The sequence below is a fragment of the Mesorhizobium sp. 8 genome (assembly GCF_006351905.1).
Taxonomy (GTDB): Bacteria; Pseudomonadota; Alphaproteobacteria; order Rhizobiales; family Rhizobiaceae; genus Mesorhizobium; species Mesorhizobium composti.
In genome coordinates this window covers 2,402,501-2,418,505 of record NZ_CP040914.1, presented here as the reverse complement: position 1 = coordinate 2,418,505, position 16,005 = coordinate 2,402,501, and the positions used below count along the sequence as shown (strand labels likewise).

The window sequence follows — 16,005 nt, the reverse complement described above, 5'->3', positions numbered from 1 at the left end:
CAAGTCTCAGGCCGCCTTCTCGGCCAGCATCATGTAGTTGACGTCCATGTCGCGCGACTGGTGCCAGCGGTCGGCGAAGGGGCTGTAGACGACGCCGGTGCGGTCGATCACGGTGAGACCGGCGCCGGTCAGCGCCGTCTCAAGTTCCTCTGGCCGCACCAGCTTGCCGAACTGGTGGGTGCCGCGCGGCAGCCAGCGCAGCACGTATTCGGCGCCGATGATGGCCAGCCCCAGCGCCTTCAGCGTCCGGTTGATGGTGGCGACGAACATGATGCCGCCGGGCTTGACCATCTCCGCGCATTTGGAGACGAAAAGGTCGATGTCGGCGACGTGCTCGACCACTTCCATGTTCAGCACCACGTCGAATTTTTCCCCGGCGTCGGCCAGCGCCTCGGCGGTGGTGGCGCGGTAATCCACCTCCACGCCCGATTCGGCCGCGTGCAGCCTGGCCACCTCGACGTTGGTGGCGGCGGCGTCCGCTCCCACAACCTCGGCGCCGAGCCTCGCCATCGGTTCGCACAGGAGGCCGCCGCCGCAGCCGATGTCGAGGAAGCGCAGGCCCTCGAAGGGCCGCGCGGCGCGCGGGTCGCGGCCGAAACGGGCCGCCACCTGGTCGCGGATATAGGCGAGCCTTACCGGGTTGAACTTGTGCAGCGGCCGGAACTTGCCGTTGGGGTTCCACCATTCGGCGGCGAGCGCTCCAAAGCGCTCGACCTCGGCGGTGTCGATGGTCGATCGTCCGGTCTGCGCGGCTCTGGAATCTGGCATGGGCGGTCTCCTGCGACGCTACCAAGTCGGTCCCATGGCCGTGAATGTCAAGGCGCTGCCGGCGCATCGCCGCGGCCGCCCGGTGCGGCAGGATGGCCGCAGGCAAGCGCATGCCTTGCGAAACCGGCACGGTTTGGCTAAGGAGGCCGCGCATTCGCGCCCCGGTCCGCCGGGGCGGTTCCAGTCATTTCCGGTTTCCGGCAGCATCCAGAGGCAGGCCGCTTCCATGGCGCGCATCGTGATGAAGTTCGGCGGGACCTCCGTCGCCGACCTCGACCGCATCCACAATGTGGCGCGGCACGTCAAACGCGAGGTCGATGCCGGCCACGAGGTCGCCGTCGTGGTGTCGGCCATGTCGGGCAAGACCAACGAGCTGGTCGGCTGGGTGCAGGGCATGCCCAAGGCCACCGGCGCCAACAGCCCGTTCTTCGACGCGCGCGAATACGACGCTATCGTCGCCTCCGGCGAGCAGGTGACGTCCGGCCTGCTCGCCATCGCCTTGCAGTCGATGGGCGTCAACGCGCGCTCCTGGCAGGGCTGGCAGATCCCGATCAAGACGGACGGGGCGCACGGCGCGGCGCGTATCATCGACATCGACGGTTCCTTCTTGATCAAGCGCTTCGGCGAGGGGCAGGTGGCCGTCGTCGCCGGTTTCCAGGGCATCGCCCCCGACAACCGCATCTCGACGCTCGGCCGCGGCGGCTCCGACACCAGCGCCGTCGCCATCGCCGCCGCCGTGAAGGCGGACCGCTGCGACATCTACACCGACGTGGACGGCGTCTACACCACCGATCCGCGCATCGAGCCGAAGGCTCGCCGCCTCGAGCGCATCTCCTTCGAGGAAATGCTTGAAATGGCGTCGCTGGGCTCCAAGGTGTTGCAGGTGCGCTCGGTGGAACTGGCGATGGTGCACAAGGTGCGGACCTTCGTGCGGTCGTCCTTCACCGACCCGGATGCGCCCGGCATGGGCGATTTCCTGAACCCGCCCGGTACGCTGATATGCGAAGAGGATGAAATCGTGGAACAGCAGGTCGTCACCGGAATTGCCTATGCCAAGGAAGAGGCGCAGATCTCGCTGCGCCGCGTCGCCGACCGTCCGGGCGTCGCCGGCGGCATCTTCGGCCCGCTCGCTGAGGCCAACATCAACGTCGACATGATCGTCCAGAACATCTCCGAGGACGGCAAGTCGACCGACATGACCTTCACCGTGCCGAACGGTGACGTGGCGAAAGCGCTGGCCGTGCTCGACAAGGTGCGCGAAACGGTCGGCTTCGACGCCGTCCAGCACGACGACGGCATGTCCAAGGTCTCCGTCATCGGCATCGGCATGAGGAGCCATGCCGGCGTCGCCGCCACCGCCTTCAAGGCGCTGGCCGAGAAATCCATCAACATCCGCGCCATCACCACGTCCGAGATCAAGATTTCGATCCTGATCGACGGTCCCTACACGGAACTGGCGGTTCGGACTTTGCATTCTGTCTACGGCCTCGATAAGCATTAGGACGTGGATATGATTTGACGGCAGCGTCGGGGCGGCGAAAGGGTCGCGCCGGCGCCTCGGTGCATTGGAGAAGACGTTCGCGATGCGTGATACGGCCAGCGGCCCGCGCGTACTGCTGAGACGACTCCGCGAGCTCATGCAGGAGCCGATGGAGCCGCAGGAGCGGCTCGACCGGATCGTGCGAGACATCGCCTCCAACATGGTGGCCGAGGTATGCTCGCTCTATGTGCTGCGCTCCGATTCCGTGCTGGAACTCTACGCCACCGAAGGCCTGAACAAGAACGCCGTCCACCAGGCGCAGTTGCGGCTGGGGCAGGGCCTTGTCGGCACCATCGCCGCCAGCGCCCGGCCGCTCAACCTGTCCAACGCGCAGGAGCATCCCGCTTTCGCCTACCTGCCGGAGACGGGCGAGGAGATCTACCACTCCTTCCTCGGCGTGCCGGTCCTCAGGGCGGGGCGCACGCTGGGCGTTCTGGTCGTCCAGAACAAGACCATGCGCAACTACCGCGACGACGAGGTCGAGGCGCTGGAAACGACCGCCATGGTGATCGCCGAGATGATCGCCACCGGCGATCTCGCCCGGCTCAACCGCACCGGCGTGGAGCTCGACCTGTCGCGCCCCGTTTCCTTCACCGGCCTGTCTTTCAACGACGGCGTCGGCCTCGGCCATGTCGTCCTGCACGAGCCGCGCATCGTCGTCACCAGCCTGTTCAACGAGGACAGCGACGAGGAGATCCGCCGGCTGGAAACTTCGCTCGGCTCGCTCAGGCTCTCCATCGACGACATGCTGTCGCGCCGCGAGGTCGCCTTCGAGGGCGAGCACCGCGAGGTGCTGGAAGCCTACCGCATGTTCGCCAACGACCGCGGCTGGGTGCGCCGCCTGCACGAGGCGATCCGCAACGGCCTGACGGCGGAAGCGGCGGTGGAAAAGGTTCAGTCGGACATGCGCGCGCGCATGATCCACATGACCGACCCGTATCTGCGCGAGCGCATGAGTGACTTCGACGATCTCGCCAATCGGCTGCTGCGCCAGCTGATGGGGCGCGGGCCGGAGGATGTGGCGGCGGCGCTGCCGAAGGACGCCATCATCGTGGCGCGCTCGATGGGGGCGGCAGAACTGCTCGACTATCCGCGCGACAAGCTGCGCGGCCTGGTGCTGGAGGACGGCGCGGCCACCAGCCACGTCGTCATCGTGGCGCGCGCCATGGGTATTCCCGTCGCCGGCCAGATGAAGGGCGCGGTCTCGATGGCGGAGAACGGCGACCCCATCATCGTCGACGGCGAGGAGGGCTCGATCCATCTCAGGCCGCCGGCGGACCTCGAGGCCGCCTATGCGGAGAAGGTGCGCTTCCGCGCGCGGCGCCAGAAACTCTACCAGGAACTGCGCGACAAGCCATCGGTCACCAAAGACGGCGTGCCGGTCGACCTGCTGCTCAATGCGGGCCTTTCGGTGGACCTGCCGCACCTGGCCGATTCGGGCGCGGCCGGCATCGGCCTCTTCCGCACCGAGCTGCAATTCATGGTGGCGTCGGCCTTCCCGCGCGCCGAGGCGCAGGAGAAGCTCTATCGCGACGTCGTCGAGGCGGCGCGCGGCAAGCCCGTCACCTTCCGTACCATCGACATCGGCGGCGACAAGGTGCTGCCCTATTTCAAGGACGCGGTGCAGGAGGAGAACCCGGCGCTCGGCTGGCGCGCCATCCGGCTCACGCTCGACCGGTCCGGCCTCCTGCGCACGCAGGTGAGGGCACTCTTGAAGGCCTGCGGCGGGCGCGAGCTCAAGCTGATGCTGCCGATGGTGACGGAATTGTCCGAGATCGCCCAGGCGCGCGAGATCATCGACAAGGAGGTGCGCCACCTGTCGCGCTTCGCCCATCACCTGCCGACCAGCCTCAAGGTCGGCGCCATGCTGGAAGTGCCGTCGCTGCTGTTCCAGCTCGACGAACTGATGAAGGCGGTGGATTTCGTCTCGGTCGGCTCCAACGACCTGTTCCAGTTCGTCATGGCGGTGGACCGCGGCAACACGCGCCTCGCCGACCGGTTCGATCCGCTGTCGGTGCCATTCCTGCGCGTGCTGAGGACGGTCGCGGCGGCGGGAGCGCGCAACAACACGCCGGTGACGCTGTGCGGGGAACTGGCCGGCAAGCCGATATCGGCCATGGCGCTTCTGGGGCTGGGCTTCCGCTCCATCTCCATGTCGCCGGCCTCGATCGGCCCGGTCAAGGCGATGCTGACCGAACTGCCGCTGGCCGAACTCACGGCGCTGTTCGACGACAATCTCGACCAGCCGGCCACCGGCGTGCCGATGCGGGCGCTGCTGCAGGCCTTCGCGGACGATCGTGGCATACCGCTATAGGCGTGCGTCGGCCGGCCGTCGCATTTCCGTTGGCAAAGGCGCGCCGGACGGTTATTGCGCAAAGACTGTTCTTGCCCGCGCCTTGTCGAGAATCTCCTTCCAGGCTGCGTTCGTAAAGCTGTCCCGATGCTGAATTTCATGCGCGACAACGGCCGCTGGCTCTCCGGCGGTTTCCTTTTGATGCTGTTCTCGTCGTTCGGCCAGACCTTCTTCATCGGCATGTCCGGCAACGACCTGCGCGCGGCGTTCGATCTGTCGGGCGGGGCGTTCGGCGGCATCTACATGCTGGCGACGCTGGCGTCCGCCATGACCCTGCCCTGGCTCGGCCGCACGCTCGATGTCATGCCGGGCTGGAAGGTGGCGCGCTTCACCATTCCCGCGCTCGCCTTCGCCTGCGTGCTGCTCGCCGTTGCCCCGAACGTCGCCGTGTTGACGCTGTCGCTCTATCTGCTCAGGCTGTTCGGGCAGGGCATGATGACGGAAACGGCGTTCACCGAAACGGGCCGGTGGTTCGTGGCCAACCGGGGCCGGGCCATGGCCGTCATCGTTCAGGGCTCGCAGACCGGCACGGCCTTGCTTCCGATGATCGTCGTTCTTGTCCATGGCTGGAGCGGCGACTGGCGCGCGGTCTGGTTCGCCTCGGCCGCCGTTCTCATGCTGGTCGGCCTGCCGGCGATCGTGGGGCTGATGCGGGTCGAGCGCGTGCCGCGATCCACGGAAGCGAAATCGCTCACGGCGCGGACCGCCCGCGACTGGACGCGCGGCGAGGTCATCCGCGACCCGATGCTCTATTTGCTGCTCGCCGGAGTTCTCGCGCCGTCCTTCATCGCCACCGTCATCTTTTTCCATCAGGGCTATCTGATCGAGACCAGGCACTACGACCCGCTTGCCTTTGCGGCTGCCTTCACCGTGATGTCGCTGGTCACCGTCGGCTTCAGTTTCGTCAGCGGCGCGCTGATCGACCGGCTCGGATCGCTTAATCTGCTGCCCTATTCGCTGCTGCCTCTTGCTGCCTCGGCGGCGGTGGCCGGGCTGGTGACGCCGGTTTGGGGCGTCTATGTCTTCATGTTCCTGCTCGGCATCTCCAACGGCCTGACCTCGACGCTGTTCGGCGCCCTGTGGCCGGAGGTCTACGGGCTTGCCAACCTGGGCGGCATCCGCGCCATCACGGTTTCGGCCATGGTGCTGTCGTCGGCGCTCGGCCCCGGCATCACGGGCGCGCTCATCGACCAGGGAATTCCGCTGCCGACCCAGATGCTGTGGATGGCGGCCTGGTGCGTGCTGGCCTCGGTCGTTCTGGCCATGGCGGCGAAGAAGATAGGACTGCGCGAAGCCGTCGCCCGCATGCCCGCGCTCCAGGGCAACTGATCGAGCGGGCCAACCGGCGCTCGTTGAGGTTTGCGGCAATCTCGGCTATTTGCCGGCCATGAACTCCAACCTTCACGTACACCCATGATCTCCCTTCCCCGCGATCGCATGGACCAGGTCGTCAAGCGTTTCGACATGCTGGAAGCGCAGATGGCCGCCGGGCCGGCGCCGGACGCTTACGTCAAGATGGCGTCGGAATATGCCGACATGCAGGAAATGGTCGCCAAGATCCGGGCGCTGCGGGCGGCGGAACAGGAAGCGGCCGATCTGCAAGCCATGCTCGACGACAAGGCGACTGACGCCGAGATGCGGGCGCTGGCCGAGGCCGACCTGCCGGGCGTCGAAGAGAAAATCGAGGCACTGCAACAGGATATCCAGATTCTGCTGCTGCCGAAGGACGCGGCCGACGAGAAGAACGCCATCCTGGAAATCCGCGCCGGCACGGGCGGCGACGAGGCTGCCCTGTTCGCCGGCGATCTTTTCCGCATGTACGAGCGCTATGCCGCCGAAAAGGGCTGGCGCTTCGAGACGGTGTCGGCCAGCGACGGCGATGCCGGCGGGTTCAAGGAAATCGTCGCTTCCGTCTCGGGCAAGGGCGTGTTCGCGCATCTGAAGTTCGAATCCGGCGTTCACCGGGTGCAGCGCGTGCCGGCGACGGAAGCGCAGGGCCGCATCCACACCTCGGCGGCGACGGTGGCGGTGCTGCCGGAAGCCGAGGAGGTGGACATCGACATCCGCCCCGAAGATATCCGCATCGACACGATGCGCGCCTCCGGTGCCGGCGGCCAGCACGTCAACACCACCGATTCGGCGGTGCGCATCACCCACCTGCCGACAGGCATCATGGTGGTGCAGGCGGAGAAGTCGCAGCACCAGAACCGGGCGCGCGCCATGCAGATCCTGCGCGCCAAGCTCTACGACATGGAGCGCAGCCGTGCCGCCGAGGAGCGCTCGGAATCGCGAAAATCGCAGGTCGGCTCGGGCGACCGCTCGGAGCGCATCCGCACCTACAATTTTCCGCAGGGGCGGCTGACCGACCATCGTATCAACCTCACCCTCTACAAGCTCGACCGGGTGATGGAGGGCGAGCTGGACGAGGTGGTCGACGCGCTGATCGCCGACCACCAGTCGAAGCTGCTGGCCGACATGAAGGAAGACTAGGGGCACCGCGACCGATGGTGCAAAGCCCTCCTCCGATCGTTCGAGCCGTCTTCCCCCGCTCAGGGGGGCTATGGCCTTGACGCTGGCGGAACTTCTGCGAAAGGCGCGCCACCAGCTGACCGAGGCGGGTATCGCGGATGCCGCGCTCGACGCCCGCCTGCTGGTCGAGCATTTTTCCGCCACGACGCGTACCGACGCGATCGCCGATCCGGACAGGCTCGTTGACGACGGGGTGGTGAAGGTGGTCGGGGCCGCGCTCGTCCGCCGAATTTCCGGCGAGCCGGTGCATCGCATCCTCGGTTTCCGCGAATTCTACGGGCTTCGGCTGTCGCTGTCGAAGGAGACGCTGGAGCCGCGCCCCGACACCGAAACGCTGGTCGAGGCCGTTCTGCCTTTCGTGCGCCGGGCGGTGCAAGGCAAGGGGGCATGCAGCATCCTCGATCTCGGCACCGGTACCGGGGCGATCGCGCTGGCGCTGCTTTCGGCGGCGCCGCAGGCGGTGGCGACCGGGGTCGATATTTCGGCCGACGCGCTGGCGACGGCGGCGCGCAACGCCGCCGACCTTGGGCTCGACGGGCGCTTTCGCACGCTGCAATCCGACTGGTTCGAGAAAATTTCGGGCCGATACGATGCAATCGTCTCCAACCCGCCCTATATAGCTGGCAAGGAGATCGCGGCCCTGCAAAAGGAGGTGCGCGATTTCGATCCGCGCCAAGCGTTGGACGGCGGCGCGGACGGTCTGGATGTCTATCGTATCATCGCTGCCAACGCGGCGGCGCATCTGGAGAAGGACGGCATCGTTGCCGTCGAGATCGGCAGCACACAGAAGGAAGACGTGACGGCGTTGTTCGAGCGGACGGGCTTTATTGTCTTGGAAGCGATGCGTGATCTGGCAGGCAACGACCGTGTCCTGGTGTTTTCACCGGTATGAAAAGCCGGGTGCGGCGAAAAAAACGCTTGGCAAGCCCGGTAAAATGCGTTTAGGTCCGGCCAACCGGATGAACGAAGCAGGCAGTGCTCTTAAGCGATTCGGTTTCCTTGGAAATAGCTGCCTTCTTGCGCAAACGACGCCCAAGCTTCGTGCGGGAATCGTCCGGCAAGTGATGTAACCGGAACAGGAATATCGTGGCGCCAACGCAATCGATGCGGGCGAGCACCGGTGAGACAGCGAGACGGCAGGCCGCATGAGCGCCGCCGTACGCGGAGAGTTTTTTCAAGTTCAATCTGGAAGAGAGTCCTGATGAGGCCACAACAGCAGAACAGGCGCATGCGCGGCCGTAACGGCGGCGGCAACAACAATAATAACAACAACAATAACAACCGCCGCGGCCCGAACCCGCTCAACCGCAACTACGAGAGCAACGGGCCGGACGTGAAGATCCGCGGCTCCGCCCAGCAGATCGCCGAGAAATACGCCACGCTGGCCCGCGATGCGCAAAGCTCCGGCGACCGCGTGATGGCTGAGAACTATCTCCAGCACGCTGAACATTACAATCGCATCATCGCCGCCGCGCAGGCGCAGATGCCGATCCAGCACCAGCAGCAGAACCGCGACGAGTTCGACGACGATATGGACGACGAGCGCGAGGACTTCGAGGGCGCCGGCAATGCCGCCGAGGCGCCGGTCGCGGCGGTCAACCATGGCGCCGGCCCGCAGCCGGTGATCGAGGGCATGCCGGCCGAAGTCGCGCTCAACGGCGAAGGCAATGGTCGTGAGAACGGAGGCCGCGAGAATGGCGGCAACCGCCACCATCGCGATCGCCGCAATGGATACCAGAATGGCCAGCGCCCCGACCGTGGCCCGCGCAACGAGCAGGGCGAGCGCCGCGAGGCGGCCGCTGAGCCGGCCGAAGCCAGGGCGGAATCGGTGCAGGCGGATACGTCTGCTGAAACGGCTCCTGTCGCCGCTGCCCCCACCCCTGCGGCGGCCGTCGCTGATCTCGGTCCGGCCGGCCTCGCCGCGCAGGTCGAGCAGGCCGAAAGCGCCGGCGGCGAGGAAGCCGCGCCGCGCAAGACCAGGCGTCCGCGCCGCAGCCGCACCGCTGAAAGCGCTGCCGATCAGCCGGCCGCCGCCGAGGCCGGCGACGCCCCGGCATCTGTCGAAGGCTGATAAAAACCGTTCAGGCGCTGGCGAACAGCCGAGCCGCCAGAAGCAGGAACCACAGCAGGGTAGAAACCAGGAAGGCGCGCTCGGCTAGACCGAAGAAAGCGCGCAACCTGGGCAGCACCATCGTCACGACCACCAGGGCCAGCGATATCGGCACGATCCAGCCGAGCAGGGCGAAGGCCGCGTTGAGCGGCCCCGTCGTGATTGCAAGCGTCGTCGGGCCGCCGAAGCTGACGACCTCGTAGGCTAGCGTGAAGGTCACCACCGCGAAGACGAGATGGACGATGCCTTCGCGCGTGCGGCCGAAGGCGCCTTCGTCGGTCTTGAAGGCGAAGATGCCGAGCCTGAGCACGGCCAGCGCGCCGAGGCACCAGACGGCGGCGCGGGGAAATTCCGCGCCGGGATAGTCCAGCATCGCCCGGCAGAGCGCCGCAGCGCCGATGATGCCGGCCGCCCCATAGACCTTGAACAGCTTCGCGGCCTTGCCGGTGCCGTAGTCGCTGACGGCGGTGCTGACCGGGTTGCGCTGCCGCTCGACGCGATGAAGCGCAATCAGCAGCGCGAGAGCCAGCACGTAGCATGCTGCCGCGACGCCGGCGGCGGTCTGGTAGAAGGGCATCGGCCAACTCTCCCTCAAGAGGTTTTTCGTTTGCGGACATGGCATGGACGGGCCGCGGTGGGAAGCGCGGTTCGCGTCCGTGGAATTTTTCCCGGCCTTCGCCTTTCAGGCCCCTGCCGCGCCCTTGAGGGATGCCGGAAGCCGCACCATATTCGCTCAGGAACAGGGCCCGGCTTGCCAAGCGGGTTCGTCACCAAGGCCGATCCGGTGCCGCAAAGCGGGCCGGTGACGGAAGGAGACAGGTATGAATCTTGAAAAATATTCCGAGCGCGTGCGTGGTTTCATCCAGTCCGCGCAGCAATATGCGCTCAACCGCAACAACCAGCAGTTCACCCCCGAACATATCCTGAAAGCGCTGATCGACGACGACGATGGTTTCGCCGCCTCGCTGATCGAACGGGCCGGCGGGCGGCCGCGCGACGTCGAACTCGGCGTCGATGCCGCCCTCGAGGCAATGCCGAAGGTCGAGGGCGGCAACGGCCAGCTCTATATGGCGCAGCCGCTGGCGAAAGTGTTCTCGACCGCCGAGGATCTGGCCAAGAAGGCCGGCGATTCGTTCGTCACCGTCGAGCGGCTGTTGCAGGCGCTCGCCATGGAGAAGTCGGCCAAGACCGCCGATATCCTCGCCAAGGCCGGCGTTACGCCGCAGGCGCTGAACGCCGCCATCAACGACATCCGCAAGGGCCGCACGGCCGATTCGGCATCCGCCGAGCAGGCCTATGATGCGCTGAAGAAGTACGCGCGCGACCTGACGGCCGATGCGCGCAGCGGAAAACTCGATCCGGTCATCGGCCGTGACGACGAAATCCGCCGTACGATCCAGGTTCTGTCGCGCCGCACCAAGAACAATCCGGTGCTCATCGGCGAGCCGGGCGTCGGCAAGACGGCCATCGCCGAGGGGCTGGCGCTGCGCATCGTCAACGGCGACGTGCCCGAATCGCTCAAGGACAAGCAGCTGATGGCGCTCGACATGGGCGCGCTGATCGCCGGTGCGAAGTATCGCGGCGAGTTCGAAGAGCGGCTGAAGGCCGTGCTCAACGAGGTCACGGCTGCCGCCGGCGGCATCATCCTGTTCATCGACGAGATGCACACGCTGGTCGGCGCCGGCAAGGCGGACGGGGCGATGGACGCCTCCAACCTGCTCAAGCCCGCTTTGGCGCGGGGCGAGCTGCACTGCGTCGGCGCCACCACGCTGGACGAGTACCGCAAGTATATCGAGAAGGACGCGGCGCTTGCCCGCCGCTTCCAGCCGGTTTTCGTCGACGAGCCGTCGGTGGAGGATACCATCTCCATCCTGCGCGGGCTGAAGGAGAAGTACGAGCAGCACCACAAGGTGCGCATCTCGGACTCGGCGCTGGTGTCGGCGGCGACGCTGTCGAACCGCTACATCGCCGACCGCTTCCTGCCGGACAAGGCGATCGACCTGGTGGACGAGGCCGCCTCGCGGCTGCGCATGCAGGTCGACTCCAAGCCCGAGGCGCTGGACGAGATCGACCGCCGCATCATGCAGCTCAAGATCGAGCGCGAGGCGCTGAAGGTCGAGAAGGATGAGGCATCCAAGGATCGTCTGGCCCGGCTGGAGACCGAGCTTGCCGGGCTGGAGGAAGAATCCGACGCGCTGACGGCCAAGTGGCAGTCCGAAAAGGCCAAGCTCGGCGAAGCGGCGGACCTGAAGAAGGAACTGGACGAAGCCCGCAACGAACTGGCGATCGCCCAGCGCAAGGGCGAGTTCCAGAAGGCCGGCGAACTGGCCTACGGCAAGATCCCGGAGCTGGAAAAGAAGCTCAAGGAAGCCGAGGCGCGCGACGGTCAGGGTGGCGGCATGGTGGAGGAGGTGGTCACCCCCGACCACGTCGCCCACATCGTGTCGCGCTGGACCGGCATTCCGGTCGACAAGATGCTGGAAGGCGAGCGCGAGAAGCTGCTTCGCATGGAAGACGAGATCGCCAAGCGCGTCGTCGGCCAGGGCGAAGCGGTGCAGGCCGTCTCCAAGGCGGTGCGGCGTGCCCGCGCCGGCTTGCAGGACCCGAACCGGCCGATCGGCTCGTTCATGTTCCTCGGCCCCACGGGTGTCGGCAAGACCGAGTTGACCAAGGCACTCGCCTCGTTCCTGTTCGACGACGAGACGGCGATGGTGCGCATCGACATGAGCGAGTTCATGGAAAAGCACTCCGTGGCCCGCCTCATCGGCGCGCCTCCCGGCTATGTCGGCTATGAGGAGGGCGGCGTGCTGACCGAGGCGGTCAGGCGGCGGCCTTATCAGGTGATCCTGTTCGACGAGATCGAAAAGGCGCATCCGGACGTGTTCAACGTTCTGTTGCAGGTGCTGGACGACGGTCGCCTGACCGACGGGCAGGGCCGCACGGTCGATTTCCGCAACACCCTCATCGTCATGACCTCGAACCTCGGCTCGGAATATCTGGTCAACCTGACCGAAGACCAGGACGTCGACCTGGTGCGCGACGATGTGATGAACGTCGTGCGCGCGCATTTCAGGCCGGAGTTCCTGAACCGTGTCGACGAGATCATCCTGTTCCACCGGCTTCGCCGGCAGGACATGGGCCAGATCGTCGAGATCCAGCTGAAGCGGTTGGAAAAGCTGCTCGAGGATCGCAAGATCGCGCTCGACCTCGATCACGATGCGGTCGAGTGGCTGGCCGAGAAGGGTTACGACCCTGCCTATGGCGCGCGGCCGCTGAAGCGCGTCATGCAGAAGGAGTTGCAGGACCCGCTGGCCGAAAAGATCCTCGGCGGCGAGATCCTCGACGGTTCCACCGTCAAGGTCACCGCAGGCTCCGACCGGCTGAACTTCCGGTCCAAGCCGAGCGCGGTGAAGGAAGACAAGGCGGCGTAAGCGCCGGAACGCATGGAATGGTGAGGCCCCCGCGATGAGCGGGGGCTTTTGCTTGTCGCCAGCGCTTCGCCATTTTCATGCCCGGTTCATGTTGGAACCAATAGATGAGTTGTCAGGTTACGTGCGAAGGGGTTTGCCGCGCCGTACGGGCAGGACGGCAACGTGAACGACCGGAGATTTTTGGCCAGATGGTCCGTACGCTTTTGCTTCTCTCGACGCTTTTCGCCGGGCTGACGGCATCGGAGGCCCTGGCCGCATTGCCGGGTGGCGAAGCGATTGAGGCGCCGCGCGTGGCCGCGCCGGTCGATTCAGACGGATTGCAGGTCGCCCAGAACGGCGACTACGAGGTTTTCTACGATGGACGCGGCAACCGGGTCATCGTCGATTCCTACACTGGCAAGGTGATCGCCATACAGCCGCCGCAGGGCCGGCTCGATCGCCGTCAGCTGCGCCTGCGCGAGCGCGCGCAGCGCCTGGACGAGCCGCCGCCCGGAAGTGATCGCTATTATCTCGACGATCCCGAAGACATGGCCCGGCTGCGCCGCCGCCAGATGCGGGAGGAGCGCCTGCGCGACGACGGGTTCGGCATCGATGACGGCGGCTTCGGCGACGATGGTTTCGGCGTTCCGGACGACCGGTACCCGCCGGCGCCCGGCGAAAGCGACCGCTACGGCGAGGACTCGCCGGTCGCGCCACCGTCTGTCGCGCGCAAGCCGGTCGAGGGTGGGCCGATCGAGCGCAAGCCGCTCGAGGAAGCAGCGGTCCAGCCGGCACAGCCGGCCGCGAAGGCGACGGAGCCGGCGCCCGAGCAGCCGAAGATCGGAGCCGGAACGACGGTTGACCCGTCGCTTTCGCTCGGCGCGCGTGAGGACGTGGCGGCGTTGCAGGTGCTGCTCGACCGCGCGGGGGCCTCGCCGGGCGTCATCGACGGCCGCTTCGGCTCGAACGTCGACAAGGCGCTCGCCTCCTATGCGCAGATCACCGGCAGCCGGCTGCGGTCGACCGATTCGGCGGCCATCAAGGCGGAGCTGGCGCGGACCGGCGGCGACCCCTTCGCCAGCTACACCATCACGGCCGAGGATGCCGCCGGCCCCTATGTCGCGTCCGTGCCGGAAGACTACGGTGCCAAGGCAAAACTCGAACGGCTGGGCTTCACCTCCGTTACCGAGGCGCTGGCCGAGCGCTTCCACATGGACGAGAACTATCTCAAGGCGCTCAATCCCGGCGTGAACTTCAACCGGCCGGGCACCGTCATCAAGGTCGCCAATTTCGGCCGGCTGGTGTCGACGCCGGTGGCGCATATCGTCGCCGACAAGGGCAAGAAGGAAGTTTTCGCCTATGATGCGGCCGGCAAGCTGGTGGCGAGCTATCCGGCCACCATCGGTTCGGCCGACACGCCTTCGCCCACCGGCACGCATGCGGTGTCGCGCGTCGCCTTCAACCCGAACTACACCTACAATCCCAAGATCAACTTCAAGCAGGGCGAGAACGACAAGGTGCTGACCATTCCGCCGGGGCCGAACGGGCCGGTCGGTTCGATCTGGATCGCGCTCGACAAGCCGACCTACGGCATCCACGGCACGCCCGAACCCTCGAAGATCGGCAAGACCGAGAGCCATGGCTGCGTGCGCCTGACCAACTGGGACGCCAACGAACTGGCGAAGCTGGTCAAGCAGGGGGTGACGGTGGAGTTTGTGGATTGAGGGAGTAGGGGAATAGGGCAGTAGGGCAGTAGGGGAAAGAGGTTCGGGGCAAGTGCCTATTGCCCTATTCCCTTACTGCCCTACTGCCTTATCCTTCCACCTTGGCGCTGGCCACCTTCAACTGATCCGAATCCTGCTGCTTCAGCAGTTCGTCGATGCGCTCGCGCTCGCGCTTGAAAGCGATGAGGTCGTCGCCCTTCAGCGCGCGGCCGGTGGGCAGGCGCACGCGCATCGGGTCCACCTTGGTGCCGTTGACGATCAACTCGTAATGCAGGTGGGGGCCGGTGGCGAGGCCGGTTTGGCCGAGATAGCCGATGACCTGGCCCTGCCGCACCCGCACGCCGGGTGCGATGCCCTTGGCGAAGGCACTCTGGTGGTTGTAGGAGGTTTCGTAGCCGTTGGCGTGGCGGATCATGATCTGCTTGCCGTAGCCGCCGGCCCAGCCCGCCTTTTCGATGACGCCGTTGCCGGCGGCGATGATCGGCGTGCCGACGGGGGCCGCCCAGTCGACGCCGGTGTGCATGCGCACATAACCCAGGATCGGATGGCGGCGAGCGCCGAAGCCCGAGCGGAACTTGCCGGCCGGCAGCGGATTGCGCAGCAGGAACTGCTCGGCGCTGCGGCCTTCCTCGTCGAAATAGTCGAAGGTGCCGTCCTGCATCTGGAAGCGGTAGAGGTTGCGCGTCATGCCGCCGATCGAGGCCGAGACATAAAGCAGTTCCGAATCGTCGGATGCGCCGTCGTCGCTATCGGGTTGGGAGAACAGCACTTCCAGCCGGTCAGACGGGTTCAGCCTTGACTGGAAGTCGACGTCGGAGGCAAGGAGCCTGACCACCTGCTGGGTCATCTTCTTCGACATGCCGTAGGAATAGGCGGCGCGGTAGATGCCGTCATAGACGTTGGGCAGGCTGCCGCGCACCGTCTGCGGCGGCGAATCGTCGAAGGCGGTCAAAAGTTCGGGGTTCGGGTCCGGCTCCTGCGCCGGCACGTACTGGCCGCGGTCGTCCAGCGCGATGGTGACGATGTGGCGGGTGCGGTCGTAGACGCCGGTGCGCACGATCCTGGCCGCGTCGCCGTGAATCTCCAGGCCGACGCGCAGCACGCTGCCGGCCTTCAGCGCCGTCGTGTTGAGCAGCTTGCCGATCGCTTCGGCCATGTTGACGGCATCGTCGCCGGTATAGCCCGAATCGGCCAGCGCGCCGGCGATGTCGGTGTCCTTGGTGAAGGGGATGATCTCTTCGGCGAAGGAAGGAGCGTCGTCGCTCTCGGCCTCGGCGCGCGGCGCCACCGAGACGTTCTCCGGCACGATCTTCACGCCGTAGGAGCCGGCCATGGACTGGCTGAGCTGGTCGCCGAAGCGTTGCGGGTCGACATAATGGAGCGCGGCGACCTGCACCGCGCCCTCGTCGAGCCCGGCGCCCGCCTCGCGCACCACCTTTTCGACCTCGTCGGCGGAAAGGTCGCTGGTCTCGTCGAAGGCGGCGGTCTCGATCGGGAAATCGATCGTCTTCAAGGTCATCTCGTTCTCGACCTTGGCGCCGTAGATCTGTCCGGCGGCGAGCGAGGGGCCG

The 16,005-nt window shown here is 66.4% G+C and carries 11 protein-coding genes (1 of these 11 running past the window's edge); 8 read left to right on the top strand and 3 right to left on the bottom strand.

Annotated features, from left to right (window positions below; genetic code table 11):
• Positions 1-6 precede the first annotated feature (6 nt).
• Positions 7-768, bottom strand: coding sequence for a bifunctional 2-polyprenyl-6-hydroxyphenol methylase/3-demethylubiquinol 3-O-methyltransferase UbiG (gene ubiG / locus FGU64_RS11665; RefSeq protein ID WP_139953430.1), 762 nt, complete (start codon positions 766-768; stop codon positions 7-9).
• Positions 769-994: 226 nt separating this feature from the next.
• Between ubiG and FGU64_RS11660 the strand changes: the two genes are divergently transcribed.
• The 6 genes from FGU64_RS11660 to FGU64_RS11630 all read left to right on the top strand — a co-directional run bounded on the left by FGU64_RS11660 (position 995) and on the right by FGU64_RS11630 (position 9,261).
• Positions 995-2,269, top strand: a complete 1,275-nt coding sequence (locus tag FGU64_RS11660) for an aspartate kinase (RefSeq protein WP_139953429.1) — start codon at positions 995-997, stop codon at positions 2,267-2,269.
• 82 nt (positions 2,270-2,351) lie between these two features.
• Positions 2,352-4,622, top strand: coding sequence for a phosphoenolpyruvate--protein phosphotransferase (gene ptsP / locus FGU64_RS11655; protein WP_136359841.1), 2,271 nt, complete (start codon positions 2,352-2,354; stop codon positions 4,620-4,622).
• A 126-nt stretch (positions 4,623-4,748) separates the two neighbouring features.
• Positions 4,749-5,990, top strand: a complete 1,242-nt coding sequence (locus FGU64_RS11650) for an MFS transporter (protein ID WP_139953428.1) — start codon at positions 4,749-4,751, stop codon at positions 5,988-5,990.
• Between the two features lie 84 nt (positions 5,991-6,074).
• Positions 6,075-7,151: a peptide chain release factor 1 gene (gene prfA, locus FGU64_RS11645; protein ID WP_139953427.1), complete on the top strand. Its 1,077-nt coding sequence runs from the start codon at positions 6,075-6,077 to the stop codon at positions 7,149-7,151.
• Between the two features lie 70 nt (positions 7,152-7,221).
• On the top strand, positions 7,222-8,082 hold the full coding sequence (gene prmC, locus FGU64_RS11640; protein WP_139953426.1) for a peptide chain release factor N(5)-glutamine methyltransferase: 861 nt from the start codon (positions 7,222-7,224) through the stop codon (positions 8,080-8,082).
• Between the two features lie 309 nt (positions 8,083-8,391).
• On the top strand, positions 8,392-9,261 hold the full coding sequence (locus tag FGU64_RS11630) for a DUF4167 domain-containing protein (protein WP_139953424.1): 870 nt from the start codon (positions 8,392-8,394) through the stop codon (positions 9,259-9,261).
• Between the two features lie 10 nt (positions 9,262-9,271).
• On the opposite strand, the gene FGU64_RS11625 is transcribed toward FGU64_RS11630, so the two are convergent.
• Positions 9,272-9,877, bottom strand: a complete 606-nt coding sequence (locus FGU64_RS11625; protein ID WP_180375515.1) for a DUF998 domain-containing protein — start codon at positions 9,875-9,877, stop codon at positions 9,272-9,274.
• 244 nt (positions 9,878-10,121) lie between these two features.
• Here FGU64_RS11625 and clpB point away from each other — a divergent pair, with 244 nt between their 5' ends.
• Together clpB and FGU64_RS11615 are read left to right on the top strand one after the other, a co-directional pair.
• Entirely contained in the window at positions 10,122-12,731 is a 2,610-nt protein-coding gene (gene clpB / locus FGU64_RS11620; RefSeq protein WP_136359848.1) for an ATP-dependent chaperone ClpB, read from the top strand.
• 188 nt (positions 12,732-12,919) lie between these two features.
• Positions 12,920-14,434, top strand: coding sequence for a L,D-transpeptidase (locus FGU64_RS11615; RefSeq protein ID WP_136359849.1), 1,515 nt, complete (start codon positions 12,920-12,922; stop codon positions 14,432-14,434).
• Between the two features lie 88 nt (positions 14,435-14,522).
• Here FGU64_RS11615 and FGU64_RS11610 read toward each other — a convergent pair whose 3' ends face one another.
• Positions 14,523-16,005 carry the 3' portion of a M23 family metallopeptidase gene (locus FGU64_RS11610; RefSeq protein ID WP_139953422.1) on the bottom strand. Its footprint extends 476 nt past the window's final position, so 1,483 of the gene's 1,959 nt are visible here — the last part of the coding sequence; its start codon lies off the right edge, out of view — the gene reads right to left on this strand; it ends in the stop codon at positions 14,523-14,525.

What these genes read in the sequence shown, in the direction of transcription:
- ubiG (WP_139953430.1), bottom strand. Translation starts at nt 768, where the DNA reads ATGCCAGATTCCAGAGCCGCGCAGACCGGACGATCGACCATCGACACC.
- FGU64_RS11660 (WP_139953429.1), top strand. Translation starts at nt 995, where the DNA reads ATGGCGCGCATCGTGATGAAGTTCGGCGGGACCTCCGTCGCCGACCTC.
- ptsP (WP_136359841.1), top strand. Translation starts at nt 2,352, where the DNA reads ATGCGTGATACGGCCAGCGGCCCGCGCGTACTGCTGAGACGACTCCGC.
- FGU64_RS11650 (WP_139953428.1), top strand. Translation starts at nt 4,749, where the DNA reads ATGCTGAATTTCATGCGCGACAACGGCCGCTGGCTCTCCGGCGGTTTC.
- prfA (WP_139953427.1), top strand. Translation starts at nt 6,075, where the DNA reads ATGATCTCCCTTCCCCGCGATCGCATGGACCAGGTCGTCAAGCGTTTC.
- prmC (WP_139953426.1), top strand. Translation starts at nt 7,222, where the DNA reads ATGGCCTTGACGCTGGCGGAACTTCTGCGAAAGGCGCGCCACCAGCTG.
- FGU64_RS11630 (WP_139953424.1), top strand. Translation starts at nt 8,392, where the DNA reads ATGAGGCCACAACAGCAGAACAGGCGCATGCGCGGCCGTAACGGCGGC.
- FGU64_RS11625 (WP_180375515.1), bottom strand. Translation starts at nt 9,877, where the DNA reads ATGCCCTTCTACCAGACCGCCGCCGGCGTCGCGGCAGCATGCTACGTG.
- clpB (WP_136359848.1), top strand. Translation starts at nt 10,122, where the DNA reads ATGAATCTTGAAAAATATTCCGAGCGCGTGCGTGGTTTCATCCAGTCC.
- FGU64_RS11615 (WP_136359849.1), top strand. Translation starts at nt 12,920, where the DNA reads ATGGTCCGTACGCTTTTGCTTCTCTCGACGCTTTTCGCCGGGCTGACG.